Below are 26,336 nucleotides of genomic sequence, written 5' to 3' on the forward strand. Positions count from 1 at the left end.
TATGAGTGTATTATTATTTCCAGGACAAGGATCTCAACACAAAGGGATGGGAAAGGAGTTATTTACATTATTTCCCGAGATGGTGGAGCAAGCAAATCAAATACTCGGTTATGACATTAAGCAAGCTGTATTTAGCGAAGTAATAAATCAAACACGATACACCCAACCACTCATTTACTGTATTTCGATTATGGCTTGGCTTGAGAGAAAAGCTGATTTAAAAGTGGATATGGTGTTGGGACATAGTTTAGGGGAATATGCAGCACTGTATGCCTCTGAAGTTTTCGATTTTGCGACGGGATTAAACATCGTTAAACGCCGCGCAGAATTGATGAGTGAGGCTAAAGAAGGGGCCATGGCGGCAATTGTAGGAATAGGTCCGATACAAATTCAGGAGATTATCGAAAAAAAACAACTGTCGGTTGTAATTGCTAATTATAATTCCCCAATGCAAACCGTAATTGCAGGAACAAAGCAATCAATTGATGCCAGTTCCAAATTATTCGTTGAAGGACGCTTTATTCCCTTAAAGGTAAGCGGTGCATTCCATTCACCCTTGATGCATGAGGCTGCTGATACCTTTTATTCTTATCTCAAGGAATTCAAATTGAATCCACCGCGATATCCCATCATCTTCAATGCAACCGCACGGGCACATGTTGATTGTCCAATAGAGATGGCGAAACTACTTAGCCAGCAGTTAGTGAGTCCTGTATTTTGGCATCAAAGCATAGAATATTGTTTAGCTTTGGGATATTTGGATTTTGTTGAGCTGGGACCAGGTCAGATCTTAACTTCCTTGGTGGATGCGATTCTTCACGATCCAGTAATAACAAGTGCCGTCAACTGACTCCAGAGGCTCAGCAATCTGATGTTGTTTGCGATACTCATCCACCGCTCTTTGGCATTCAGTAAAGCCACCATAATCATCAATAATGCAAATACCATTTTGCGCGAGCTTGGGATATAAGGTGTTAAGCACATCCAACGTGGATTGATAAAAATCAGCGTCAATCCGCAAAAGAGCAATCTGTTCAATTTGCTCTTGCATTTGCGGCAAGGTGTCTTTAAACCAGCCTGGCATTAATTTGATGGTGTCATCATACAAATCATATCGTTTGAACGCCTCTAAAAGATCCTGATGAGAAGTTGAAATTAATGATTCTTTTTTAATATAGGTCAATGAATTGGCGAGAGCAAAAATCTTACTTAAAGTAGTTTTATCATATTGTTCATTAGGAAAGGCTTCCATCACATAGTTCGCCAAACGTTGTTGAGATTTTTTGGGCAAAAGCCTTCTGATTTTTAATAAACTTTTAAGACGAATTAATTTAGAATAAGAAGTCACTAAGGAGCTTGATTCAGGGAATAAATCAGCACCCCAAACATTCCTTTTGAGTACGTCCTGATCACCATAAGCATCCAGACAAGCTTTTAAATACAATAAAGCACCGCCTCGCCAGCATCCTGCTTCAACAACATCCCCCACTACACGGTTACTCGTTATATGTTTGATTGATTGTTCTATATTATCTAAGCGCTTAGGACCGATAAGTGTTCTTACTTGTCCGTTCGTCATAAATGACCTAAAGGCTTTGGTGGAAGCAATGTTAAATTGCCAGTGGTCTGGTTGAGAAGTGTCTAATGAACCAGTAAGTGATTTTTTAATTACAGTGAGATACTTTTCTGCGATTTTATGTAGTGAATTCATTGTATATTATAAGTAGCAAACAGATTAAATGGATTAAGAATGAAACGACTCATTGAATATTCCGCCTAGTTTTCCGGGAATTATTATACAGATTAACTTATTGTTTTGTATCAATTAATATGAGGTTTGATTGAAAAAAATTAGATACCGCGCATAAAGCGCGGTATCTGGAGATCCAGTCTTGACCTAAAATTGATACGCAGTACTTTGTTCGTATTGGGTATTGATGTCTACACCGTAGGTAGCCTGGCCAAATTTTCTTAATGTTTCCCATGAGTTGGGAAATTTATAAGGATCAAAATAGTGAAAGAAACGATATACCGCTGAACCATAGCCGATAACATCTCCCTTGGTGCTGGTTGTGACATTGAAATGAAGTTGTAATGGTTTTTTTAAGCCTTCTATTTTCGCTAAAAAGTCTTCTAATGATGTGGTCTCTTTGACGTGCTCCACAAGCGAATTTTTTAGTTCTTGCCACTCATTTTGATTTTGTTGGGCTCGGGCATTGATTAATTGAACTTCAAATTGTTTCGGATCGAGATCATCTATAACGGGGACGGATTTTACCCCGGATTTAGCCTCCTCAACTGAGTGTTGCTTTTTTAACGCTGCGGTTTCCATTTTCCCACAATTAGGTAGACCCGCGTATGGCAAAGGTTTTTCTCCGGATAAAACGCGTTCCAGATTTCTAAAATTGTGGAATTTTTTGTGCAGTCTTGTTTGTTCTTCTTTGGATTTATAGTCTATATGCTTTAAAAATTCATTCTCATCGCGATAAGTCTTAATCAGAAAACCATCAGAGTTCCAATAATCTCTACTGACGATTTTATCGGCGATTTTCGTAGCATATTCAGACGCGGTAAGTTCAAGATGGGTTTGGACTTCTTTAGTCCTAGAATATGAGGTCTCATCCTTTACCTCTTCAGTTAAAACAAATGTGGCTTTCGCATGAGGATCTACTCCATGTGCGATTAGAGCTTGAATTATTGCAAGATGTTTCTCGATTGATTGCATCGAATCATCAGTCCGAGTCATATTATCCAGGTAGAAATGCAACAAAGTCATATTTTTTGCCGATACTTTTCTCTTACTACTATATGCATCACTCCTGAACGGATCAGTATAAAAAGTACGCTCAATGGTTTTATCAAACTCAGCTCCCTTCTCTTTGAGAGTCGATAGGAGTTTTAGAATATCGAGTTGTCTTAATTTGTTATCATCTTCAAATAACTGAAAAATTAAATAGAAAGGGGAATGTTTCGCACGATGGTTTAATGTCGCTGTACCTGCTTTCTCCAATAAGAAATAAAATAGATTTTTAAACCCCAAATTCATCGCAGCCATCAAGGGGACGTGTCCATTATTAGGGTTCGTTACATCAAGGGTAGCCCCGTGATCAAGCAGTGTTTTTACGATTTCGAATATGGCTGCTTCTCGTGCATTATGACGATATAACACTGGAGCTGATATCACTTGCATGATTGCAGGTAAATTAAGCGCATCAGAAGTTTGAGGATTGGCTCCTTGTTGCATTAAATAGTTTAGTATCTGTAATGAATTTTCTCGGCCATCAAGAACAGCCATAATTGCTGGATTAAGAACACTCATTCGACTGATGTCACCTGCTTTTTGAATGCTACCTGCAGCAAGGATTATATTTCGAACTAAATCTATGCGACCAGCGGCAATTGCAACATGAAGAGGAAGCTCATTTAAATACTGCTTTTTAGGAATTAATTTTGCGGTTTTAAATTCTTCAAACAACTTTGGATGTTGAATGAGCTTTTCCCAAGTGAATATGGGACTCTCTTTATCGGTCATAACCCATTTAAATATTGATACTTTATCCTTAGAAGAAAATGGAGAAAAATAATCATTTGCGAGAAGATCCAGTACAGAGGGCAGGTCCGGTTTGGGTTTGAAAAAAGGGCTGGCTCCAAGCTTTACTAATAATTGGAACACTTCAACAGAACCTGAATTTATTGCTGCTTCCAGAGGTGTGTATCCTAAATAAGAAGACTCATCAAATAAATCGAGTGTTTTGGATTCTTTAAGAATTTTCTGTGCTTGATCTTCAATGGCTTTTAATTGCTTCTTTAGTTTTTTCTCGGTTCTAGCATTTTTACTTATTGTTTTTAACAATTCTCTTAAAGACTTGCCCATGAATTTTCCTAACCCTTCAAGTTTATAAAAATTTAAAATTAAAAATCATTTTTTAATCTTCATGCGCAGTTTATCACCGAGAATAGGGTTCCTCAACCGACCATTGAATTGCAAATAAGTAACAGTTTGTGGGTATCTTCATTGAATGATTAGTAGGAATTTTAGAGCAGGGCTAATACCAAGTCGCTTTACTTTTAAAGGGGTTCACGTCTTACATAGCTATATTTTTAGTAGTTTCTGAAAAATCGGGGACCACGATGCTCTCATCGCTGCAGACCGCTTCCATTTTGGCTTGAAGTTCCTTCTTCCAGTCAGTTGGATTATCACCTTGGATGCCAAAAACTTTTCTTAAACCTTCATCCTTAGAGATTTCATTAATTAAATTTATAGCGGATGTTGTTGATGTAGAATAGGATTGCATAATATTGGTTCTTGTTTTACATACAGTCTTAAGTAGGAGGTTAATGGCCTCTTCTAGTTTTTGTTCGTCTCCTTTCATGTAATAAACACTTATTTTTATTAAATTTTGTTTAATATAATTCTCTTTTTTATCTTTAAACTTTCCTTCTTCCTTATTCACCAATTCCTTTTGAAGATGAATAGGATTAAGTTCAGGATTTTTTTGCAACATCATGCGAATTTCGTCTTCCGATAAATTTGCATAGGGATTTTCTGGAGATTTACTCACTAATACTCTTTGTTCAACCGGGGACAAACTAGCGACCGGGGCATGGACAAATTGCTCTTTTTGTTTGGCATACGCTTCCATCATTTTTTGCCAGCCTTCCTGATATCTTGAGGCAAATTGTGGATCTAAGTTCATTTGTTGTTGATAAAATTGATGAAAATTAGGTGGATTAGCAACAGTGTCTTTACTCGGAGGTGATACCTGATAACCAGGGATCAGATCCAATGCGTATTGGGCTGGTCCAAGCACCTCATGCAAGCTATGAAGCCCTCCGCTTACCATATACGCAGATACCGCGGATAAATAGTGTTGCTTTGCTTCAACACTTGTAAAATTCCCATAGTTTTCCATGATCCCCATAAATAAACTGGTCATCCCGGATGGCCCTGCGGCATAGATTGCATCATTTTCAATTAAGTCGCGAGTAAAGGGTGCATCTAGATTTGGTTCTTGATACTTCGAATCAGGAGTCCAGCTAGAGCGGTCTATATCCAATCCTTCTTGATTTTGCCCTACACGCATAAGCCCCATTTGGCTTGAGAACGTATTAGGTAAACTTCCTTCGCGCCCTCTTGTTGGATCCGCTCTAAATAATTCGGAACCATATATCTGTATATCAGAAATAAATTTTAATTTCAGGTCATCAAATTCTTGAAAAAATGCTTGGGGATTATCTCGATATTCTCCATTGTTGTATTCTTTGACTAATTCAAGCATTTTCCCTGTCGGCGCATTCCTATTAGGAGGTAGTATCGACTCGGGTAGTTTTCTCATCCACTTTTGCGCAAAGAGAAATTGGATAAACATGATTTGATTAAAATCATTAGGGTCATTTCTTTGTAAAATTTGTTTCACTTGATCTAGATTAATTTGTACTGGCTGGGAGCCAAACCCAGTCTGCTCTTTTCCGCTTGTCAAATTTTCTGCAAATTCATCCAAAATATCCCCGTAGCCCTGGTGTTCTATTTGTTCAAAAACATTTAATAAGGCTTGGGATACATGGTTAACGGATTCCATCATTTTATCCGTCGGATTCTTGAGTAAGGCGATTTGCATTTCTGATTCAAAACGCCTTGCTAATGGATTTTCATATTTTTCTTGTGGTGTTTGTTGATAGGCACTATGTTCAATAGTTGAAGCAATGTCACGAAGCAATGTTTGGTGTTCCTCATTTGTAATTTTTTCTGCAAGAGTAGTTAGAAGAGTAGCAGCTTTCTTTGGATCCTGTTCATGATTTTCAATTAGGATTTTCATCTCTTCTATAGTGTTCATTTCTTTCATTGCGTCACGGGCATTACTATCGTTTTTTTCAAGCTCCATCAAGTTGTACAAAGCAAAAAAATAGGCTTCAGATTTTGATTTGAAGGGGGATTTTTCTACTTTGATATCATGTGCAATAGCTTGTAAACTTTCTTTTGCCTGCTGTACACTGAAACGTTGATCGGCATCAGGATGAGTTAAACCGAGAACCAGCGCTTTAAATTTTTGACCTTTGGGGGATTGAAATACGTCCTCATCACACTTCAGAAAATCTGGATGATCTTTAGCTTCTTTAGGAACATGGTTAATCTCTCTTCCTGTTAAATAACAATACAAGCTAAGACCCATAAGATAGGAATGTTCTTTCTCTGCAGAGAAGGATAATGCTCCAGCATGCTCCGCCTGTTCAAATTGTAAGGAACGAAATCCCAATGTATATTGTAAATAACCTTCTTGGTGTATTTTAACCGGATCCACAAGTCCATTTACGGTATTTATGAACGATTTTGTATCCGCGATAAGCACCTGATCAAATTCAGTCACTAAAAAATTTGTGGGCTTTGCATCCGGAAAAAAAGCATTATTTGCTTGAAAATTTAAAAAAGTATCAGCCATTTGGCCATAAATATTGACTGCATTCAAAATTTGGATTTCTTTTAGCTGAGCAAGTATTTTTTGTTTTTCATCCACTAAAACTTCAGCTTCAACTGAAACTTCATCTGCATCTGTGAGTTTAAATTCATCGTATAATTTTTGTAATTCTATCTGGTCTGTCTCTTCAATGGTGCCTGCGATATCTTTTTCAATGAGTGCAATTTTTGCTTGGATTTTTATGCCATGAGATAAAACATCCCCTTTAGCGCAAAACTGCGTCAGCTCAAGACTATACATGTAATCACTAAAATACTGCTGGATGGCTTGTTGACCCGCATATACTTCTGCAATATTGTCCCTAACAGAGGTTTCTTTAAGTCGCTCATATGTTTTTCGGTAATTTCCTTTATGGGGGGTAATTTTTAATACTTGTCTCAAGCCGGTTTCATTGTCTGTAAGCAAATAATTTTTAGAATTTTCACCACCTAAAAATTTTATTTCATATTTTTCTATTCCTGGGATTACTGGGTCAAATTCTTGATGAAATGTTTCAGCATCAAACTCACCGGGGTTAATAAGCATCGTGGTAATTTTTTTTACGTGCTCAAAGCTTAAATTGTCAATGGTTTGAGCCAAATCGATATCTTCAGGGGGGTAAACTTTAGAACGTAATTGAGGATTATTTTTTACTATGTTAAACAAGCGGTTATTTATTCTACCAATAAGATCATTTAATTTTTCTCTATCTGGGGTAGAAATGGTTTCTGATGCAATTAAATCACGAAGAGATCGTTTTAATCTAGAAAGTTGGTAATAATTTTCTTCGGTATTTTCAGAAACGATTCTAGGATCGAGCTCTTTCAATAAACGAGTTGCTTTTCCTATTGCTGGTGATGTTTGTGTACCGAAAATTTGTGAAAAGAAATCTGGCTTGTTTTCTTTTTCAAATAATCCAGCTGAAGGGATACTATCAGTCTTTTTACACGTTTCAATGTCCCATTGATTAATTTGTTTCGCACTGAACCCAGGACACCCTAAAGCATTCAACTCATTGCGAATTTCTCTAGATAAATCTTGATAAAATTTAGTGTAAGGAAAGTTTGTAGCAATTATTACAACGGCTATGGTACCCCCAATATTCGCATCAATTTTAAGTAATTGTTGGCGCACCTGTAATAACGCTTCCGCTTTTTGGGCATGTGGAGCTAAGTTATAAACATCAATTAAACGATTTAATTTTTCTATATCCCGATTAATATCGTCTATATAAGTATCCTCATCATCTTCTTTTTTAAATAACTTGGCTTTATTTATCATAGGGCACCACGCAGTGTAAATTAGGTGAGTGTACTCACAACAGGCCGATCCCATTTGCTATTAATATAGCTTTGTAGGGATTGATCCATTTTATCCGTTAGCTCGAGCTGGGCTCCCGCTTCGAGAAGAGTATTTACTAATGTCTCAACTTTATGGAAGTTGGGCTCCTCTTTGTCTACTTCGCGAAATTCATGTAATAAATTCATTAGAGCGGTTCGTCCCGATTTATCTTGTTGATTCACATTGATCCCTTCAACATTAGTAAGCAGCCAGTTGACCAATTCAGCATTGAGTGACATCAATGCATAATGAAGAACATCCTTTCCATATTGATCCTGCAATGTCACATTTGCACCTTTTTGAATGAGTAGCTTAACTTGTTCCGTATGTCCTTGTTCGGCTGCTAACATTAATGGGGTTTTTAAATTAAGGTCTTGAGCGTCGAGATAAGGATTCCTCGCAAATTGCCCTAGCATGGATCCTTTGCTGTACATCGCGGCATAATGAATCGGCAATCGACCATTTTTATCAGGTATAGCTAATAAAGCTTCATCTTTGATTAGAACGTCTACACATTCGCTTTGGTTATTTAAAATTGCAGAATGAAGTGGAGTATGAGTAGCTGAATTCTTCATCTTAAGAAGGCTTGGATAATCAAGGAAATCTTTAAGAATGTCAGTAAATCCATTTTCAGCCGCAATATGTGCTAAGGTATTATCACTGTCATCAGTTGCATTGATACTTCTTGGATTATCAACCCATAGGTCATAAAAAATGGTTTGCTTTCTTTTTAAGAGACACGGTTTATCTTTAGCTAAAATAGACGGTGGCATGGTCAGGGCTAAATGAGCTGGGGTTTGATGAAGTCGAGTCGGTAAATTAGATTTGGCGCCGTGCTCAAGTAATACTGTTGTGGTAAATGGGTGGCCATAAAGTGCAGCAAGATGCAAGGGAGATAATTGGCCATTTGTAACCACATTAACTGCACTTCTATCTTGTTCTAAAATCTTATTCAAGTAGAGATCATATCCCTTCTTACTGGCGTATTGTATCGCATTCATACCACCTAAATGATCAAATTTTTCAGAACACTTGACGACGGGAATGTCAACAACTGTATCAAGAAAATGAGAAATCTCTTGTTTTAAGAGCGTTAGTTTCTTATCCGCCGTAGTCGAATTTTCATAAAGAGGTTGTTTACTAACATTCTGTAAATACCATAGCTCAACTTTGCTTACGTCGCGCGGAGCAAGCTTTTGAGGATTTAAGGATAAAGATTTAAGTAGCTCTTCCCATTTTGACACGTTATTCTCCAAATAAATTTAAATGAATTAGTATTTATATCATTATAAAAATATTGAGGTTAATTTATAATCAAAAACTTTTTTATAAGTATAATACAATATAAGCACATTGCTTTTTTATTAAGCAGTAGCCTATCTTGGATAGAGAAGAAATTCTCTTGTTCTTTAAGCAGGGCCTTTGTTTAGGAACAACAAAAGAATATAGAATTTAATTGTTCTAAAAATGTAGCAGCCTCTTTGGGCTCCGGGTAATTTTGAATGGGTATTAGCTCAGGATATTGTTCAACCATCCAACTCATTGTACTTTCCCAAGCACGATTAATATTCCTTGATATTACTTGATTGTTCCTAAATAATTTAAAGAAATCGCTATAGTTTCCTGCATGAGGTCCATCCGTTTTGTAGTTAGGTAATAAGCCTAAGCGCTCATGAATCACAGTGAGGGTTTCATGAATACTATGGAGCCCTCCACCTACCATAAACACGATAATTGCTAAAATATAATGGTAGTGCTCTTCCAGGGTTTGAAATTGTCCCATAAATAACATACTGGCACTTAACAAAGAGGTCATTCCAGATGGACCTGCAACATAAGGGATGCCACGATGAATAAGAGACTGCGTGTACTTTGAATCCAAATCTGCTTCTTGACAAATGCAATCAGGATTCCATGTCGTTTCAAATGAGGGGAATTGTTTACGATCCTCTTGAGTGATACAGATACCTAGCTTTTTGGAACTACAATATTTAAATTCGCCTCTACCCCTATCATGATATAAGGGAAATGAAGAATAATTCCAGAAAAAAGTACCAATATTCGTCTTATTTTCTAAAATAAATTGTCTCAGACTCCCTTCATATCTAAAGCCTTTGATATGCATTTGAGATTGTAGAGGGAGCTCAAAATGAAAATAAACATCTCGCATAAACATAAAATGAATTAACATGATTCTTGCGAAATTTCTTCGTTCTTTAAGCGTTTCTATAATCTCCTTAATATCTGGAGTCATTAAATAGCGTCCAAAAGCCAAAGCGAGCTTTGGATTTTGTGGTTCTCCAGGATCAGGGCCTAAATTTTCGAGAAACACGTCGAAGATTTTTTGATCATAGTTTGATTCTATAAATTGAATGATGTTGTTACTTACTTTATTCATACAATCCCAGGTTGTTTTGCTGAGATTTTGCAACATGACGGTTGCGATATTAGATTCAAAAATACGAGCTATTCGGCATTCAAGATCTTCAGTATGGATCTCCGCCTTTTTAAAGTAATTTAGAAAATCAGAATTACTTGTTTTTTCAATCACATGGTTAATAAAATATTTAAGAGGTTCTGAAATGTTTGGATGTTGGTTTAAATGGTGTTTTAAAGTGAATGCCAGGGTCACAAAAGATTGCTCATGATCAAGGAAAGAATTTTTTAGATCAGAAATTATTGACCGAATAAATTGGTTATCCTGGGCAATTGCTGTCTTATGCAAAGAGAGCTTTGTGATGATCAAAGCAAGTACGTTAAGTTTTTCTTTGCCAGGCAATTGGCGCACTTCCTGAAAAAAATCTCGCATAAGTTTTCAAAATAGCAGTCAGATTTCCAAATGGTACCACATTTCACTTCGATTATAGATTCATAAATCAACACAAGGCATCAAACTCAACTATACTAACTGCAGAGATGTACTATTAACGACCATCATTGGTAATATAACTGTGGAGTGTCAAATGTTAGTAAAAAATATTCAAAAGATTTTAATGATTTTCATTATGAGCAGTTTTGTATCGAGCTCTTTTGCTGCTTGGGGATATCATAAAAGCTCTACGAAGTGCTACAACGGTACATGTTATCATAAAAGCGTTAATAAAGGTTGTGCTAACGGTAAATGCGGTAAAGTACGGACGGGGACTACCTGGCACAGATAATAGAGAAATTCTTATTCTTCGTTTGGAAAAAAGTCAATTTGGCGCACCAAATGATGATTTGATTTTTTTACACAACTCTTTATAGTACTAACTCTGCTACTACGGCACAAAACAAGACCACAATCCAGGCTTGAACACGCCAAAATTGCAGCAAGAGAAATGCCGTCATGGCTAACAAATAATCATTTAATGAAAAAATTGCACTGGTCCAGACGGGTTGGTAAAAAGCAGTTAATAAAAGACCCACTACGGCGGCATTAATTCCTAATATTGCTCGTTGCATGGATGGATGTTGACGCAAATTCTCCCATAAAGGCAATGCTCCGATTATCAATAAAAACGAAGGCAAGAAAATAGCAATTAAAGCAACCAAGGCTCCAACCCATCCATTGGGGGTATTGGTTGACACAGCACCAAGGAAGGCTGCGAATGAAAAAAGGGGGCCAGGTAAGGCTTGTGCTGCACCATAACCAGCAAGAAAAATAGAATTATCAACCCATCCAGTAGGGACAACTTTCGCTTGTAATAAAGGCAAAACTACATGCCCTCCACCAAAAACCAAAGATCCTGCCTGATAAAAGGCATTAAATAGTTGCAAAGGGTACTTTGCGAGGTAAGAAGATAACCAGGGTAATAAAGTGAGTACAATAAAAAAAACAAGCAATACAATGATTCCAGTGCGTTTACTGAGATTAACTGTTAATTCACTAGGAGGGAGTGATTTTTGGGGAGAAAGAAAAAATAAGCCAAAAAAGCCACCAATTAGGATCATGAGTATTTGTCCGCTGGCATGTGGAATCATGCTTGAGCCGATGCAGGTCAATACTGCAAGACTTGCTCTGGTTTTATCAGGGCATAAAGCAAGGCTCATTCCCCAAAGTGCTTGGGCAACAACCGCCACCGCCACAACTTTTAGGCCATGTAGCCATGAAGGATTATCATGAATGCCTATCTGGATCAGAGCAAAACCAAACATTACCATCAATAAAGCCGAGGGTAGAGTAAATCCAAGCCAAGCCGCAGCTGCACCCCGAATACCGCCTTTGGATAGTCCAAGAGCAATACCCACTTGGCTACTCGCAGGTCCAGGCAAAAATTGACATAATGCGACTAAATCGGCATATGCATGGTCGCTTAACCATTTTAACCGACCCACAAATTCATCGCGGAAATAACCCAGATGAGCTATTGGGCCACCGAAGCTAATGCATCCTAGCTTCAGAAAAATTAGGAATATTTCTAATATTGGGAGGTGTTCTTTTTTATACTTTTGGTTAATCAAAGACCTCTCCATAAGTATATAGTTTTTGTGAATTTCAGAGAAAAGCCTAACATTAAATGATGAGGCTCCACAACAAATAGGATCTCCTAAATGTATAGTGGCCTACTTTAAATAGATAGGCATGAATTATTAATGGAAAAAGAAAACTTAGCTTGCATTAAAAATTTTTATAGCTAGGGCGTTGCTAGGATACTCTGTTCTTTTGCGCATATCTTCCAAACTGGTGAAGAAATTAAATGTCCAATTGCAATCTTGATAAGCACCTGTATGTCGTCCAGATGTTGTCCCTGCGTCTCGCTCAAGAAATCCTTTTTCAGAATCTGAATCTGCAATATTTACCAAGGCATGAATGGGATTAGATGCATCCCTCTTAACCAGGCAGATACCCTGATTTAAGCCAATATCTTTAAAAGAACAATCAACAATTTTATATTTTTTTACACTTCTCAACGCGCGAACAAGTAATTGAATATCTGCTACTTGTGTACTCGCCTTAATTGTAAAAACAGATGTTTTTTTAGTATATGAAATCCTGACATTGTTCTTATTCAGGGTATTATCATATTTGTGAAGGAGACTCAAAATCGCTTTTTTTTCATCTCGAGCATTCATTTTTTTTGTACTACAGGATAATGGAATTAGATACATCACCTTCTGTTTGGATTTAGGTTCAGATTCTGATTTAAAGTTCGCCACTTTATCCTGCATAGCGATTACATGTTCTGTTGATGCCAAGCAAGAAACCGGCAAAGTAGGGGATTTAGATGTTCTTGAAATAATATAGTGAGTTTTATCGATCTTTTGTTTTTTTACAATAGAAGTATTCACGTCCACGCTTCTCCCATGAAACATATAGGATGAATAACCGGATTCCCGGGAAGTATGTGGAGGGGGGCTGGAGTGCCGTTCCATAAATTGGTCAATTTTTCTTTGTTCTTCTTCATCTTCTATGCAAACAAGGCTCGTGCCCACTTCTTTATAATAATGCTGTTCCTGTTCACTTGGGGGAAATTTTCTTTTCATGGTTATCTTGGTAAAAAAAAATCAAAACGATTAATTGTAACCCAATTTTATATGGAAATTAAGTTAAGAACAATAAAAAGAGCATTTTTTAAACACTTTATCGGTCTTTATAGGCTCAATTTGTTCTATAATGTATCGCAGGAGGTGATTGCTATGATTTTGAATATTACTGCAACGCAATTTCCTGATATGACGCTTGATGATATTGAATACAGTCGAAATATCTATAAAAGCATTGATTTCAACTTCGGTAAAGATGCCAGCATTGCATTAAATGAAGCCAATCTGGAGCGATTTACAAGTCGATTTAAGGCGATTCATAGTACTCATGCTAAACCGCTTGATGGAATCATTACTCTAGGAAGAATGAAAAATGTTTCTCCAGATACCATAAAATTGCTCTTAACTATGGATGATTTTTCAGACATGCTGGATTATCGAAGTTTTTTAAAGTTAGTAGTAAGCTCTGATGAAATAGCGCAATTTGTACTCGATAATCCTAAACTTAAAGCAAAACTCGATAGTATTGAACCTTCGATAGACACCCAAAAATTTAAAAACTCGTGTACAGCAAGGGCGATAATGAAAATACTTTTGGAGCGAGGGAAGATTGAACCAAGTGATTACACACCAAGCAAAGAATTGGAAATATATAAAGAAATTTGGCTAGAACCGGGAAAAGTCGCCTCACCCGAAAAGATCGTGGATTACTTCCGCAAACATAACCTGGATGCAATTGGAGTTGAAATTCGAGAGCTATCTAAAGCTTCACTCAATAAATACTCAAAAAACACACTTATAACCTCACTCTATTCATTGTTTAAGACCGATGTTTCCACAAGAAAAAAAGTAACTCTTGTGGGAATGAGCGAAGCTGATTTTCCTGACGGAATGACCGCGCTGATTGTCATCAATACTGGAGTACTCCATACCTTATTAGGTAAGAAATGCGATGGGCAGTTTGAAGTGGTCGATCCTCAATTTGGCGACAAAAAATTATATAAGGGATTCATGGATTTTCTTGAAAAAGAGAGAAGAAGTCTCGGTGTTTTTTTTGAAATTTCTTCGGAGCCTGGGGAAACTTTTAGGCCTTAAGGTTCCCGCAATATAAAACCCTGGTTTCGCTGGAAAAATCAGAGCTGCTTCCTTAAAAATCGTTCTTTGTATAACTCTCTTAATAATCCGAATTGCGAGCTGCTTCAGGCTTATGCTCCCACAACCACTTTTCTTTCAAAAGAAAAATGGCTGAGTACTTCATAGGTGCTAGTATATTCAGCAACAAGGTCAAGATGGAACTCGAGTATTCCTTGGTTGTGGTCAATTCTTTTAAATGATGTCCTTGACAAGGACATTGTGAATTACAATAATTTCAGTTGATTTTTTGATAATCACATTGCTGCAGGGATTGCCGGCCCTAACTAGGAAAAAAAATGAACAATAAAATAGTTATGTTGGCTCTGACCTCCTTATCTTTTACGTATTCGCTCTCTACCTATGCTGCTGATTACAATTTAGATGGCTTATCATTAAGTACCTCCGTAGGAATACTTTCCGGAACGGCTCACGAATATGTTTATTATCCAAAAACAAATACTAAGCTAAGCCAGCTCGATTGGCGCATAAAAAATGCTGCAATAATTAATGGGGAATTAAATTATGATTTACTCGGGTGGCTTAGCATGAATGGACGAGGCTGGACCACAATAGCAAAAAATAAGGCGGCTATGGATGATTATGATTGGTTCAACCCCAATCAAGAAGCTTGGACCCATTGGTCGCATCATGACGATACTCATCTAAATTATGCCAATCAATTTGATTTAAGTTTAAGAGCATGGCTCATGCAAAAATCAGATTATCAATTGGGCTTGGCTGCTGGGTATCAGTGGGATTCTTTCCGTTGGCGAGCAATTGGTGGTTGTTATCAATACAATAACGGAACCGAGATTGGTTGTTTTCCTAGTACTCAAGCTGGAATTGGCTACCAACAAAAATTTAGAACTCCTTATGTGGGTGTAGCCGGAAAATATTTCATTCATAATTTTGAATTTAATGCAATTTTAAAATTTAGTAATTGGGTTTCAGCGCGGGATCACGACGAGCATTATGCTCGCAACATCACGTTTGACGAGCATGGAACTAACTTTAGATATTATGCGGCAACGATTAATTCTGGTTATTTTGTAACACCTAACGCGAAAGTTTTTGTTGAGGCTTCCTACAACCATTATTCGAATGGACGCGCCGATACCGAAATAACAGATAATGATACGGGTGAAAACGGTTATGAACTTAATTCCGCGGGTTTATCCAATAAAAACTATTCTCTAGCACTAGGTTTACAGTATCTTTTTTAACAATAAGCATAGCAAGGTAGGTTGTTTGACTCAACCTACTTACTGCGCTTTAACTCCTAGCACAAGTGATATTAGTCATAAATTGGTTTCGCCCAATCATCATCGTAATAGGTTACTGCTTCTTTGGCTCGATGGGATATAAGCTCATCAAGTGATTGAGTGTAATAGTGTTTTTTGAATAAATCATCAGATGCAATAACAGCACGGTCTTTCATCAAATCCGCTTGGGGTTCTTGCGGATTTGATTGGAAAAAATAGCCCATAAATTCTGGGTGGAGTTCAACCAATTTTTGAAGTGTGTTGTTAAAAGGATTGTCAATTCCACTGTGCTTGGCATAAAACTCAAGATAAGCGGCAACATATTCTCGGAGCGCTAATTGTTCATCGTGATGGTCTATTTTCTGCGTGTATTTATTTCTTAAAAGTGAAACAAACTGGCAGTAGAGACCATGGAATTCTTTTATCGCTTCTTGATTATCACTAGAAATAGCTACATAGAACGGATTATTGACTTCTTTTTTGTTGATTGTAATTTTTTTTATACTGCAATAAGGTACAGCTAAGGCCACATGCTCTGTTTCCCGCTCCATCCGCCCAGGAAGGTTGAGGCTATTGTGACGATATGTTGCATGAAGATCTACAGCAAAAGTACGGAACAAAGTAGGGTCAATTGTAATAAAACATCCTTGTCCCCAATCTAGTGCAACTAGAGGATTTTCAGACATACTTACCATGTGAAAATCATTGGAAAGATTTGTTAATTTGTGCTGTTTAATCTCTTCAATAGTTATAACTTCAGGGTAAACTCTACCAAAAATACCCATAAGAAGGGTGGGAATTCCAAAAATGACAGAGGGGAGATTCTCCTCCCCTCGATACAAATTGGAAATATCGGGCGATGTTTTTATAACATTTGAAAACTTAATACCTGAACTTGAGTTTTCTTTTTCATTTTGAAAAAATTGGGGATATTTACAGTACATAGATAATGACTTTGCGATTCAAATTTGGAGAAAATAATAACATATATTGCTATTTTTTTACAGAAAAGGTTGGGTACTTTATTAAATAACGAAAAATGAAATCAAACTGTACTATTTTAGGGTGAGGTTCGAGCTGGGCAGGGTTGGCATTTCTTCAAAAACTTTACGCACAAAATTATTCATTAATGCGGATTCGGCTTTTTTTCGAAATAACATATTAACGAAATCTGCGGCTTCGGTAGGCCAATAATCTTCAGGGTTTGATTCCTTGCTATTTTCTTCAGTGATTAGGTTATCATTTTCTTTTAAATGGGCTTTTATTGCTTCTTCATCGTATGCTACAAGAGCTCCAGAACGTATACTTAAAAATCCACCCTTGGGGATTACTTTGTATTCTTTTTTATCGGCCATATGGATGTATTTATTTTTATTCGAGTCATAGGCATACAACTCATCATCGGTAGGAACTGGGATAATAAAAAGTTTTAGTCCTCTCTTTTTCAACAACTGATGCACTTGAAAGGGTTCAAATCCAGACTCACGGATCGTATTGAGGGGCAAATAACCCAATGCTTTTGTTTTTCCAACTTGTGCCAAATCCTTCATTTCTGGATGTGAGAAAAAGTCATAAGTGGGTTTTGTTGGTGCAAATAGAGGCTTACTTGTGCTGACAGGTTCGTCATCGGAAGACTTCGTGGTTAACTTATTTTGTTTTCCCGATGGTTTCTTTTTAAAAAGTTCTTTTAATGATTTCATGTTGAGCAAATAAAGAAACGTTTGTATAAATTATATGCAATTTATGGAGATTCATCAAAGCTCGTGACAGTAAGGGGAATCAAAAACCTGTACTAAATTTATGTTTGTTGAATTTTGTTATTCAATTTTGACAAGGGCGGGTGATTTTGCTTTGAGTTTTTTTTGGGGAATATTCTATACTCTTAGATAAGTCAAACACGAGGTCATAAAAATGGACTATAAAAGGCCCGAAACTGAGTCTCTAGATGATGCTATCCTAAAAGTTCTAAATACATTATTAGAATTGGAGATGGCAGGTGTAGTACGTTATACCCATTATTCCTTTATGGTCTTTGGCTTTAATCGCATTCCTATCTGTAAATGGATGCGTGAGCAGGCCCAAGAAAGTTTAACTCATGCTCATTTGTTAGGCGAGCTTATCACGCATTTTTCCCAGCATCCATCGCTTAAGATTGGCAAATTATTAGAAACTCATCAGCATAATATTGGGAATATTTTAGAAGAGGCTCTGGAGCACGAAAAACAGGGCTTGGATTTGTATTATCAATTATTGCAGCATGCAGAAAAAAAATCGGTATTGATTGAAGAGTTTGCCAGAAAAATGATTCAGGAAGAAGAAATGCATATTGGTGAAATTCAAAAAATGTTAACTCCTCCTGGCATGTTAAAAAATTAGAATATTCCTCTAATACATGCATTTATGGCGATACTACCCCGATTTATTTGATAAAAAATCAAATTTGATGAGACCTATTTTAAAAATTATGAGCATAAGGTAGTCTGCAAAAAATAGACTTAAATTGTAACTTATTGTATGGCGAGATATAAATTTGAAGTAACTTACTTGCAAAACGAAGATATCCGTATATCAGCCCGAGATAGAGTAACAAGTGAACTATATGGATATGTTCAAATCAGCTCTTCGTTGAACTTGGAAAAAAAAGAATTAATAGAAATAGCGCAGCTCTATGTTATTTCCAATAAAAGAGGTTCTGGGTTAGGAAGTATACTTACATCCAGAGCCATTGAGTATGCTCTAAAAATAAATAAGGGCATTCATATGTTGATCCAACCTGGCTCTGAAGGATTTTGGAAAAAATATTTTAATGCTCGTTTTAATGGAAAAAGAATGACCTTATTGGGTGGAGAGACCTTAAATTCAAAACTCTATGAAGGAGCTGTATTCGAAATATCAATGATGAGTTTAATTCGAAACTATAAGTTTCCTCTGGATAAAGAGTTACGTTTACCTGGTGTTGAGCGAGCATGTCGGATTGTGTGATAAAAATGCAAAATGGGGAAGATAATTTCTTTATGGGTTTCCGATTTGCTATTCGCATTAATCAGACTACTCTATAAATATTAGACACAAAAGAAGTCCATCTTGGAGGGAACCAAATGAAAAAATTACTGATTTCTACATTCCTCACTGCATTAAGTACGGTTGCCACCGCAGACAGTGTGATTGTGACGCAAACTCAATCCTGGCAAAGTGTGCCTATTGTAGTAAATACGGAGAAACATATTTATACCATTGAAAAACCCGTACCTAAAGGTAATTTTTATTATACCTATTCGGGTTATCGATGCTTAAGAGAGCAAACTAATATTGTGGGTGTCAATGCAGTGGTTCTACATGCAGGGGTTGCTGGTGAAAGTGATATATATTGTTACCCCGAGTAATTTAGGAAAAAAAATTCTCCTTTTGACTGGGTAGCTGGCTTGTTTTGCAGACAAACTCCCACTATCTAGTGTAATGGGGTTGCTTTTATGGGATTTTATTCCGTTGCAACCTGCGGACAAGCAATCTGACTGTCAGATTCACTACGCTGTCCTCCTGTTAGGACCGTAAGGTAGAATTAAGTTGTATAATTCCTAGCTCACCATTGCTCTTCCGACCTATAGTTAAATCAATCTTAAGTAATTGCGTTACATTACCATTTTCAAATTGATAATTAATCTTTAAAGGAAGGGTGAGTGTCCATTGATTATATCTCGAGTCAATGAGTTGAGGTGGCCCGTCTATTTGACTTATTGCACTTAGTTTTTTGGTCTTAAATGCCTGCATGTTTCCTGATTTTTCAAGGGCATTTATAAATTGATTCCATCCCTGTTCCGTATAGCAAGATTGCAGTTTCTGCAATTGGTTATCTATGGCCTCCGAATCAAAATTAAATGATTTAATGGTAGCATATTCAGCCCAAGCTAAAATTGTGGCTTGATTAATATCTCCTACACCATTAGGAGTTTTATAATCACAATCGATAAAGTCTGCTGTTTTTTGGGGTGCTAGAGCAGATGAATGCATATTGTTTAAGCTGGGTTGATTAGATTGAGCTACTGGAGATTGATTGTTTGTTGCGGTATTGTTATTTACCGAGTCTTTGAGCGCGGCAACAATTCGCATAATTCCAAATTCACCACTCAGTTTACGTACCATCGTTAAATTAACATTCAGGAATTGAGTTACGTTGATTTGTTTGTTTTGATAAACAACTTTTAAGGGAAGCTCTATATTCCATTGATTATTTTTCGTCCTAATGAGTTTAATTTGGCCATCAACCTTGCTGGTCATAGTAAAATTTTGTGATTGAATCGCCTCAATATTTCCTGATTTCTCTAAAGCACTTTTAAAATTTTCCCAGCCAGTTGCAGTATAACAGGACTCTAATTTCTTTAATTGAGAGGGTATCGATAAGGAATTAAAATCAAAAGATTGAGTTGTGGCATATTCTGCCCACTTTATTATCAGATCTTCATCAACCTTGGTCATCTCCTCAGGAATTTTATAATCACAATTAATTATCTCTGATCCTTTTAATTCCTCAGAGGGTTTATTATAGGTCATTTGAGGGATTTTAGAGGATTTCGAAGGTGTCCCATTTTGAGCGAGTTGTATTTTATTATCTTGCAGTAGTTTTTGAGTCGGAGCTCTTCGATTAGAAAATAAATTCATATTGGATGCCAAAGGCGAAGCACGATTGGAGGATAAAGGAAGTACACTCGGAATGGTTTTCATTTGTAAAATGACAAGCTCCCCACTCATTTTCTTGCCTAAAGTTAAATTAATATTAAATAGCTGGTTAATTTGATTCTTATTATTTGGATGAGCTATGTGTAATGGTAAGGAAGTCCCTGCTTGATTTTTAAGAGGGGATTCTTTTTTTCTTTGCTGATTGACTGGGTTTTGAGTTTTAATCATTTTTAAATTATCTAAATCACTCAATGCGGAATAAAATTGGGCGGATTCGATTTTTTTAAAATAGGCGAATAATTGAGGCCATTTCGTATCAAAAATATCTGATATAATAGCGCTAAAGTGATTATTAAACCATTCATACCCATATGCAAGGGCAGGTGTGGCAATAGATTCCTCTTCAACATCTTTTTTATAGTTTTCCGAAGTTAATTGTGCTACCTGAATATGGTTTACTCTACCCGGATCGAAGCCTTGATCATTTGGTGCTTCAATAATATTCTGAAAAAATTTGATATTACTGTGTTCTGATTTTAAACACAAACCGGGCTGATTTAAGGCTCTGTCCATCTCAGAAAAGATGATGTTTGGATCCGATATGAATAAAGAACTTAGAAATGCAGCCCCCCTTTTTTTTAGGTTTTCCAAAGTGTTTATTTGATCAGTCACGCCCCAAGAAAGACTTCTCATCGCCTCTCTAAGTGATGAAGCTTTTATGGATATGGAGGCGGAACGTGGGGTGGTGATCATTTGCACAATTCCAAGTTTAAATGCATTTCTCCAGCTAATGATGATGTACACATTCAGAAAATGAGTTACCTCTTCTTGATCATTCTTGTAAAAAACTTTAATAGGAACCGTTATTTTCCATTGATTTTCCTGATCATCAATGACTTGGACTTCTCCATCCAACGTACTGCTTACTGTTAGATTTTGGGTTTTAATTGAATTAATATTTCCTGATTCTTTTAATGCATTAGTAAAACCAATCCATCCATTTTCTGTATAACATGCTCTTAAATTTTTCATCTGCGAATCAAAGGATGGAAAATCAAAATTAAAAGAATGAAGTACAGCATATTTTGCCCAATTTATGATTAAGTTTTTATCAATTTTTTGAGTGTCCCCAGAAATTCGATAATCACAATTGATTTCAAGTGACAGGGGTTTTGTTATAGCGTTTGTTTTTTGGGACTGAGCCGACTTTGCACGGGTAGATATTTTTTCGGAAATCGTATCTGAAGTTTGAACAGCATATACTTGAGTACAGATTAAATTAAATAATGCTACGCAAACTATATTTTTTTTCATGTGATAACATCCTTATTAATATCTAGTAGGTTCTTGCTAACATCCTGTAATTATAGTTAATATTTTTAATAATTTCTTATTAAGTGTATTCAATAGTACGGGAATTTCAACACAGAACGGATGAATCTTTTACTAAAAGTAATTTTGTTAATTGTTCCGGGGCGGGGCCTATAGGAGCTCGGAAAAATGACGCGTAATCCGAGAAATTCAGCAAAAAAAACCGGGGTTCAGGCTTACGCCTTCACCCTGGATACAATTAGTTGTAGATAAGCAAATATGCAGTGCTTAATTGCTATACTGAACTTAATTTCATTGACGTTAAAGTTTGCTCTTCCAGCTCCTTTCCTTCTTTCTTTAAATTTGAGAGCTGTTTTCCTAAATCATCTTGTTTGACTTTATTGTTCCAAATGAGCAAATGAGTTTTTTTCGATATTTCTTCTTTAATCGTAGCAATTTGCTTAGGGGTAAGTTCCTGTGTATGACGATAATAAGCATAAAGTTGGGCACATATTTCTTCGATTTTTGCTTCTTCGCTTAAACCATCATTCTCCGGTTTTAGATGAAAATCGATCACGGAGCACAATGTAGCTCGTACATTGTTCATGTGAAACGCAGACATAAATGCCCGGTAATATGCGCTATTACGAACAAATAAAGGAATGACTGGATTTTGCAAACTCCAAAAACCATCAAGTCGAATCACATGAATAGGTACTTTATTCATCAATGCAAGTCGGGCTGCACCCGTGTAGACTCTAGGTGGTTCTTGACCTAATCGTGAAAAATTCCCTTGTGGAAACAGCGCGACGCATCCATTTTCATTAAGCGCTTTACTCGCCTCCTCTAACGCACCGGCATTAGCAGGACGTCCAGCCTCACTTTTAGTAGCTTTTGACTCTACGGGTATTGCATGAAACATTTTTAAAAATCCCTTCACCCCGGGTATATTATTATAAGCATCTGTTGCAAAAAAACGTGGGGGTGTGCCTTTTATTTTTGAGGCAACAACAACTGCTTCCCAGCCCGTTCTATGTGGGCCTACTGCAATGAGTTGTTTTTGGGTATCAGTAAGTTCTAAGTCTCCCCCTTTGGTATGCATCATTCGCGTCATAAGCAATAAAAAACCAGCTAATATCCGCGCAAAACGATTTTCATAGTTTAGGTGATTGTTAGATTCAGCGATTCTTGCAATCGCATAGGTCATCATCGTAAGGCCAGCAAGTAAGAACAATAGGGTAAAGGTACTTGATCCAGACTCATCATTATTATTAAGTTGTTCTAAATTGGAATACATGTTGATTACTCCTTGTAAAGACTAGATATATTAAGCGCTAGCCATCCAAAATCTGTTATAGTACCTTTAAAATTAATGTTGTCAATTAAATACCCAAAAAGAAAGAATGAAATATTTTGGGGCACTTTTAGTAAACAGTGATTAGTATTTAGGGGTGTGGTGGGAGAGTGAATCGATCCTGGTTTGTGCAATAAATAGAAGAATATTGCTGCACACTCGTCCTATAATTAGTGCTATAGAGGCGCTGAGCAGCCCATTCATTGGATAAAAATTATAGAATAAAACGAGTGGGAGAACTAACCCAATTAATTCCGCAAAAACAGACCATGTTAATACATGGGTTTTCAGTTGATGAATTATTACAGAACGCTGCCAAATAACGAGTAATGTCAATAGAGGATAGATGATTAATATTTTTAATGGTAGAACTGCAGCTTGAGACAGATCAGATTGCAGTACGTTGATCTTTGTTAAATAAATATTTAATAAAGGGGTAAAAATAATTCCAAATAAAACTGCAAACATAATAAGAGTGATAAGAGCAAAAAACTTTTTTAACTGTAACTTGTTTTCCTCACTAAGATTTAAAAAATAAATGACTACGTTCTGCAACGACATTGCAGTTGATTTAAAAATCATAATAAACCCATTGATAACCGGAAAGACAGCTAGTGACAGGGTTGGGTTCAGGCCATAATTCAGAAAAATGGTAATAATAGGAGTGGTTATAATACTGGCTACGGTGGTTATAATTAACGGATAATAGAAATGTGAAATTCTATAGTAGGAAAGCTTATAAGAGGATTTCACCTCAAAGATTCCATGGATGGGTTTTCTGGCAAACACACGAGTTATTGTCGCTTCAACGAACAAACCAATCGAGAACCCAATTGCCGCCACATAAGCACTGTTTAAAGAGCTAAAATTTGCCAGACACACCGCAGTAACTACACTCGATATAAATCGAAAAATAATCGCATAAAATATGATGGGCTGCTTATCTCGAGAAATTAATACTCCTTGATAAAAAGCTTTAAATCCCGCAATAGCAAAAGCAGGAAGAAGAATTGTAACTACATGTTGGCTAATAACTGCAATAGTTCTATCGAATGATAATCTTGTGATGAATAAATATTGATACAGAGGCGTCAATACAAACAGCATCATGCAAATTAATAAAAAACTTACTACGTAAATGAAGAAATTTCTAACTTTTTCATAAGACTGTTTATTTTTTATAAGCTTTATAGCCACTGTATTGAACATTAATAATGGTGATTCTGCGAGCAAGAATAAGGAGTAGGCAAGACCAAATGCAGCTAAATTAAGTTGTTTATCGGGCAGGTACGTAATTATTATGGTTAATAGAGGAAATTCAAAAGCGAGCACCAGCCATAAAAATAACAAAGGGGCCCAAAAAATAAAGATTGTTTTATTGCTAAGCACTTGTGCTGTCATGAAGTTATTATTCGCTCAATTGCTTCTAAAAAATGATCAATTTCTTCACTTGTATTCGAATAGCCCAGACTTACTCTCACAGTACCATTTGGAAATGTTTTTAATGCCTTATGGATCAGTGGAGCACAATGCAACCCTGTTCTAACAATAATATTATAATTATCGGAAAGCAACGCGCCAATATGTGAAGGCAACATGTTATTCACGGAAAATGATATAAGGGGTATTTTCTTTTCAGAGTCCTCAGTACCATAAATTTTTATTCGATCAAATCGTTTCAAACCAGCGAGGCATTTGCTATTTAACGCTTGTTTATGAGCAAACATGGTTTGAAGATTTTGTTGCTTGATATATTCAATTCCTGCGGCTAAGCCAGCGATTCCGATATAATTTGGAGTTCCTGCCTCAAATTTTTCTGGCGCCACAATGGGATGAAAGAAGGGGGCTGAATTTGTGCCCGTCCCGCCAGTGATTACTGAATCGACACATTTCGTATCTCGAATGTAGGCCAGACCAATGCCAAAAGGCCCCAGTAAACTTTTATGACCGGTTACAAATAAAAAATCGCAATTTATTTGTTCCACATCAATGGGTAAAATTCCGGCAGATTGTGACGCATCAACTGCAACTTTTACATTAAATTGCTGCGCTATTTTTATGACGTCCTCAATTGGATTAATATTCCCGGTGACATTCGATACATGATTAACGATAATTAATTTGGTATTACTTTTTATAAGTTGCGGTAACACATCCAATTGTAACTCGCCCTTGAGATCACAAGGAATACGGCTCAATTCGATATGCCGGCAATCTTGCAAATAATGTAATGGACGAATGACTGAATTATGCTCCGTATCCGTGTAAATTACATGATCTTCATTTTTAATAAACCCTAGTAGCACTTGGTTGATGGCAAAAGTAGCATTCAAGGTGAAAATAATATGATCCACGCTAGGGATATTGAAAAATTCGGCAATGTTTTCCCGGGCATGTGCAATCCCTTTATCCGGTTTGATCTGATGCTCGCTGCTGGCCCGTTTTGCACAGCTATCCATGGTCTGCATTAATTCTACAATGGCATTGATCACTTCTGGGGGCTTGGGAAATGAAGTTGAACCATGATTTAGATAAATAATGTCTTTATTCATTTGGCTAACCTATTAAGAATAGGCATGTAATTTTCAATGGCTTTATTTACTAAATCTAAATTGGTATGTGTTTCCCAATTTGAGCGCTCTGGATAGCCAATTTTATTGCAAATTAAAGTTCGCAATAAATGTGACTCTACTTGGCTGTCAGAAGCTGGGTATATATTGATATGACCTGAAAAATCCTCGAAATATAAATAACTCCCGTATCGCTCAAAAAATTGAAAAATTTGCGAATATTGTTCTAATTCCATTTGGATAAATAATTTTTCCAACTCAGAATTAATGGATACTTTTAGGGGGAGTACATGCAAATGAAAATGATCACATTTTATTGCGGTATTGACTATGGTTGAACAATGGCCAGCTCGCCCATGCTCGTAATAAGCCGCAGCACCATAAGCTGTTTTTACAATCTCACCTGCGACTTTTTTTAAGATTAAATATTCCTCACGAAGCATAGGATCGATTTCACCTGAACACCCAATGTGGGTATTAGAGGTAATCATTAAATGTCCGTCTACAATCGGTGAAATATCACAAATCAGTGAGAAATTAGCAGTGCGAGCAAGAATTTCGGTTTCCGAATCAGGTTTACATAAAAAGCATCCATGAATGAGTTCCGGAACCTGTTGCATGTAACTTGGCACAATTTTATGTAGAGATATAACTTCGTGATTATTTAACATGGTAACCACACTTATGAAACAACTTAATTGAATTATAGTTAAAAAATTATGATTTTGGGCGATAGCAAAAGATTTGAATGTGTTTTATAGCAAACGCTATG

20 protein-coding genes and 1 pseudogene are annotated in these 26,336 nt (G+C 36.6%); 6 read left to right on the top strand and 15 right to left on the bottom strand.

From position 1 onward, the window contains the following. Nucleotide 1 precedes the first annotated feature (1 nt). A complete protein-coding gene (fabD, locus tag HBNCFIEN_RS02415; protein WP_182392559.1) occupies nt 2-850 on the top strand; it encodes an ACP S-malonyltransferase in 849 nt (282 codons plus the stop codon). Here the strand turns inward: fabD and HBNCFIEN_RS02420 are convergent. From HBNCFIEN_RS02420 to HBNCFIEN_RS02450, 8 genes and pseudogenes are all read right to left on the bottom strand, one after another. After that, a complete protein-coding gene (locus HBNCFIEN_RS02420; protein ID WP_182392560.1) occupies nt 791-1,711 on the bottom strand; it encodes a TylF/MycF/NovP-related O-methyltransferase in 921 nt (306 codons plus the stop codon). The genes fabD and HBNCFIEN_RS02420 overlap by 60 nt on opposite strands. Before the next feature lie 186 nt (nt 1,712-1,897). Continuing rightward, nucleotides 1,898-3,874 carry an ankyrin repeat domain-containing protein gene (locus tag HBNCFIEN_RS02425; protein ID WP_182392561.1) on the bottom strand — a complete coding sequence of 659 codons (1,977 nt, stop codon included), beginning with the start codon at nt 3,872-3,874 and terminating at the stop codon, nt 1,898-1,900. A gap of 211 nt (nt 3,875-4,085) precedes the next feature. Further along, entirely contained in the window at nt 4,086-7,733 is a 3,648-nt protein-coding gene (locus tag HBNCFIEN_RS02430; protein WP_182392562.1) for a hypothetical protein, read from the bottom strand. A gap of 20 nt (nt 7,734-7,753) precedes the next feature. Further along, entirely contained in the window at nt 7,754-8,566 is an 813-nt protein-coding gene (locus HBNCFIEN_RS17820) for an ankyrin repeat domain-containing protein (RefSeq protein ID WP_370530117.1), read from the bottom strand. A 30-nt stretch (nt 8,567-8,596) separates the two neighbouring features. Next, nucleotides 8,597-8,722 (bottom strand): annotated as a pseudogene (locus HBNCFIEN_RS17825) (hypothetical protein); the annotation flags it as partial. A 497-nt stretch (nt 8,723-9,219) separates the two neighbouring features. After that, the gene (locus HBNCFIEN_RS02440) at nt 9,220-10,602 is read right to left on the bottom strand and encodes a hypothetical protein (protein ID WP_182392564.1); all 1,383 of its coding nucleotides are present in this window, start codon (nt 10,600-10,602) and stop codon (nt 9,220-9,222) included. A gap of 431 nt (nt 10,603-11,033) precedes the next feature. Next, nucleotides 11,034-12,248, bottom strand: a complete 1,215-nt coding sequence (gene chrA, locus HBNCFIEN_RS02445) for a chromate efflux transporter (protein ID WP_182392565.1) — start codon at nt 12,246-12,248, stop codon at nt 11,034-11,036. Between the two features lie 135 nt (nt 12,249-12,383). Continuing rightward, nucleotides 12,384-13,259 (bottom strand): hypothetical protein, encoded by an 876-nt coding sequence (locus HBNCFIEN_RS02450; RefSeq protein WP_182392566.1) that lies wholly within the window; start codon nt 13,257-13,259, stop codon nt 12,384-12,386. Nucleotides 13,260-13,412: 153 nt separating this feature from the next. Here HBNCFIEN_RS02450 and HBNCFIEN_RS02455 point away from each other — a divergent pair, with 153 nt between their 5' ends. Together HBNCFIEN_RS02455 and HBNCFIEN_RS02460 are read left to right on the top strand one after the other, a co-directional pair. Beyond that, nucleotides 13,413-14,354 (top strand): dehydrogenase, encoded by a 942-nt coding sequence (locus tag HBNCFIEN_RS02455; protein ID WP_182392567.1) that lies wholly within the window; start codon nt 13,413-13,415, stop codon nt 14,352-14,354. 335 nt (nt 14,355-14,689) lie between these two features. Continuing rightward, nucleotides 14,690-15,616 (top strand): omptin family outer membrane protease, encoded by a 927-nt coding sequence (locus tag HBNCFIEN_RS02460; protein WP_182392568.1) that lies wholly within the window; start codon nt 14,690-14,692, stop codon nt 15,614-15,616. A gap of 71 nt (nt 15,617-15,687) precedes the next feature. On the opposite strand, the gene HBNCFIEN_RS02465 is transcribed toward HBNCFIEN_RS02460, so the two are convergent. Then, nucleotides 15,688-16,599, bottom strand: coding sequence for a hypothetical protein (locus HBNCFIEN_RS02465; RefSeq protein WP_182392569.1), 912 nt, complete (start codon nt 16,597-16,599; stop codon nt 15,688-15,690). A 111-nt stretch (nt 16,600-16,710) separates the two neighbouring features. Continuing rightward, entirely contained in the window at nt 16,711-17,355 is a 645-nt protein-coding gene (locus tag HBNCFIEN_RS02470; RefSeq protein WP_182392570.1) for a hypothetical protein, read from the bottom strand. A 211-nt stretch (nt 17,356-17,566) separates the two neighbouring features. Between HBNCFIEN_RS02470 and HBNCFIEN_RS02475 the strand changes: the two genes are divergently transcribed. From HBNCFIEN_RS02475 to HBNCFIEN_RS02485, 3 genes are all read left to right on the top strand, one after another. Next, nucleotides 17,567-18,031 (top strand): bacterioferritin, encoded by a 465-nt coding sequence (locus HBNCFIEN_RS02475; protein WP_182392571.1) that lies wholly within the window; start codon nt 17,567-17,569, stop codon nt 18,029-18,031. A gap of 138 nt (nt 18,032-18,169) precedes the next feature. Beyond that, complete coding sequence (locus HBNCFIEN_RS02480; RefSeq protein ID WP_182392572.1) at nt 18,170-18,637, top strand: GNAT family N-acetyltransferase; 468 nt, start codon at nt 18,170-18,172, stop codon at nt 18,635-18,637. 116 nt (nt 18,638-18,753) lie between these two features. Then, the gene (locus tag HBNCFIEN_RS02485; protein WP_182392573.1) at nt 18,754-19,038 is read left to right on the top strand and encodes a hypothetical protein; all 285 of its coding nucleotides are present in this window, start codon (nt 18,754-18,756) and stop codon (nt 19,036-19,038) included. Nucleotides 19,039-19,195: 157 nt separating this feature from the next. Here HBNCFIEN_RS02485 and HBNCFIEN_RS02490 read toward each other — a convergent pair whose 3' ends face one another. The 5 genes from HBNCFIEN_RS02490 to HBNCFIEN_RS02510 form a co-directional block, all read right to left on the bottom strand. Further along, the gene (locus tag HBNCFIEN_RS02490; RefSeq protein ID WP_182392574.1) at nt 19,196-21,643 is read right to left on the bottom strand and encodes a DotI/IcmL family type IV secretion protein; all 2,448 of its coding nucleotides are present in this window, start codon (nt 21,641-21,643) and stop codon (nt 19,196-19,198) included. A gap of 292 nt (nt 21,644-21,935) precedes the next feature. Further along, nucleotides 21,936-22,937 (bottom strand): 1-acyl-sn-glycerol-3-phosphate acyltransferase, encoded by a 1,002-nt coding sequence (locus HBNCFIEN_RS02495; RefSeq protein ID WP_182392575.1) that lies wholly within the window; start codon nt 22,935-22,937, stop codon nt 21,936-21,938. Nucleotides 22,938-23,078: 141 nt separating this feature from the next. After that, on the bottom strand, nt 23,079-24,395 hold the full coding sequence (locus HBNCFIEN_RS02500; protein ID WP_182392576.1) for a hypothetical protein: 1,317 nt from the start codon (nt 24,393-24,395) through the stop codon (nt 23,079-23,081). Next, nucleotides 24,392-25,546 carry an aminotransferase class V-fold PLP-dependent enzyme gene (locus HBNCFIEN_RS02505; RefSeq protein WP_182392577.1) on the bottom strand — a complete coding sequence of 385 codons (1,155 nt, stop codon included), beginning with the start codon at nt 25,544-25,546 and terminating at the stop codon, nt 24,392-24,394. Before HBNCFIEN_RS02505 ends, HBNCFIEN_RS02500 begins: the two co-directional genes overlap by 4 nt. Continuing rightward, nucleotides 25,543-26,235 carry an HIT family protein gene (locus tag HBNCFIEN_RS02510; RefSeq protein WP_182392578.1) on the bottom strand — a complete coding sequence of 231 codons (693 nt, stop codon included), beginning with the start codon at nt 26,233-26,235 and terminating at the stop codon, nt 25,543-25,545. Before HBNCFIEN_RS02510 ends, HBNCFIEN_RS02505 begins: the two co-directional genes overlap by 4 nt. Nucleotides 26,236-26,336 lie beyond the last annotated feature (101 nt).

The sequence above is a fragment of the Legionella sp. PC997 genome (assembly GCF_014109825.1).
Taxonomy (GTDB): Bacteria; Pseudomonadota; Gammaproteobacteria; order Legionellales; family Legionellaceae; genus Legionella.

Excerpts from the sequence above, each read along its gene's own strand:
- HBNCFIEN_RS02455 (WP_182392567.1), top strand. The coding sequence starts at position 13,413 with ATGATTTTGAATATTACTGCAACGCAATTTCCTGATATGACGCTTGAT.
- HBNCFIEN_RS02490 (WP_182392574.1), bottom strand. The coding sequence starts at position 21,643 with ATGAAAAAAAATATAGTTTGCGTAGCATTATTTAATTTAATCTGTACT.
- HBNCFIEN_RS02450 (WP_182392566.1), bottom strand. The coding sequence starts at position 13,259 with ATGAAAAGAAAATTTCCCCCAAGTGAACAGGAACAGCATTATTATAAA.
- HBNCFIEN_RS02510 (WP_182392578.1), bottom strand. The coding sequence starts at position 26,235 with ATGTTAAATAATCACGAAGTTATATCTCTACATAAAATTGTGCCAAGT.
- HBNCFIEN_RS02505 (WP_182392577.1), bottom strand. The coding sequence starts at position 25,546 with ATGAATAAAGACATTATTTATCTAAATCATGGTTCAACTTCATTTCCC.
- HBNCFIEN_RS02480 (WP_182392572.1), top strand. The coding sequence starts at position 18,170 with ATGGCGAGATATAAATTTGAAGTAACTTACTTGCAAAACGAAGATATC.
- HBNCFIEN_RS02470 (WP_182392570.1), bottom strand. The coding sequence starts at position 17,355 with ATGAAATCATTAAAAGAACTTTTTAAAAAGAAACCATCGGGAAAACAA.
- fabD (WP_182392559.1), top strand. The coding sequence starts at position 2 with ATGAGTGTATTATTATTTCCAGGACAAGGATCTCAACACAAAGGGATG.
- HBNCFIEN_RS02495 (WP_182392575.1), bottom strand. The coding sequence starts at position 22,937 with ATGTATTCCAATTTAGAACAACTTAATAATAATGATGAGTCTGGATCA.
- HBNCFIEN_RS02440 (WP_182392564.1), bottom strand. The coding sequence starts at position 10,602 with ATGCGAGATTTTTTTCAGGAAGTGCGCCAATTGCCTGGCAAAGAAAAA.
- HBNCFIEN_RS02430 (WP_182392562.1), bottom strand. The coding sequence starts at position 7,733 with ATGATAAATAAAGCCAAGTTATTTAAAAAAGAAGATGATGAGGATACT.
- HBNCFIEN_RS02475 (WP_182392571.1), top strand. The coding sequence starts at position 17,567 with ATGGACTATAAAAGGCCCGAAACTGAGTCTCTAGATGATGCTATCCTA.
- HBNCFIEN_RS02485 (WP_182392573.1), top strand. The coding sequence starts at position 18,754 with ATGAAAAAATTACTGATTTCTACATTCCTCACTGCATTAAGTACGGTT.
- HBNCFIEN_RS02465 (WP_182392569.1), bottom strand. The coding sequence starts at position 16,599 with ATGTACTGTAAATATCCCCAATTTTTTCAAAATGAAAAAGAAAACTCA.
- chrA (WP_182392565.1), bottom strand. The coding sequence starts at position 12,248 with ATGGAGAGGTCTTTGATTAACCAAAAGTATAAAAAAGAACACCTCCCA.
- HBNCFIEN_RS02420 (WP_182392560.1), bottom strand. The coding sequence starts at position 1,711 with ATGAATTCACTACATAAAATCGCAGAAAAGTATCTCACTGTAATTAAA.
- HBNCFIEN_RS17820 (WP_370530117.1), bottom strand. The coding sequence starts at position 8,566 with ATGCCACCGTCTATTTTAGCTAAAGATAAACCGTGTCTCTTAAAAAGA.
- HBNCFIEN_RS02500 (WP_182392576.1), bottom strand. The coding sequence starts at position 24,395 with ATGACAGCACAAGTGCTTAGCAATAAAACAATCTTTATTTTTTGGGCC.
- HBNCFIEN_RS02460 (WP_182392568.1), top strand. The coding sequence starts at position 14,690 with ATGAACAATAAAATAGTTATGTTGGCTCTGACCTCCTTATCTTTTACG.
- HBNCFIEN_RS02425 (WP_182392561.1), bottom strand. The coding sequence starts at position 3,874 with ATGGGCAAGTCTTTAAGAGAATTGTTAAAAACAATAAGTAAAAATGCT.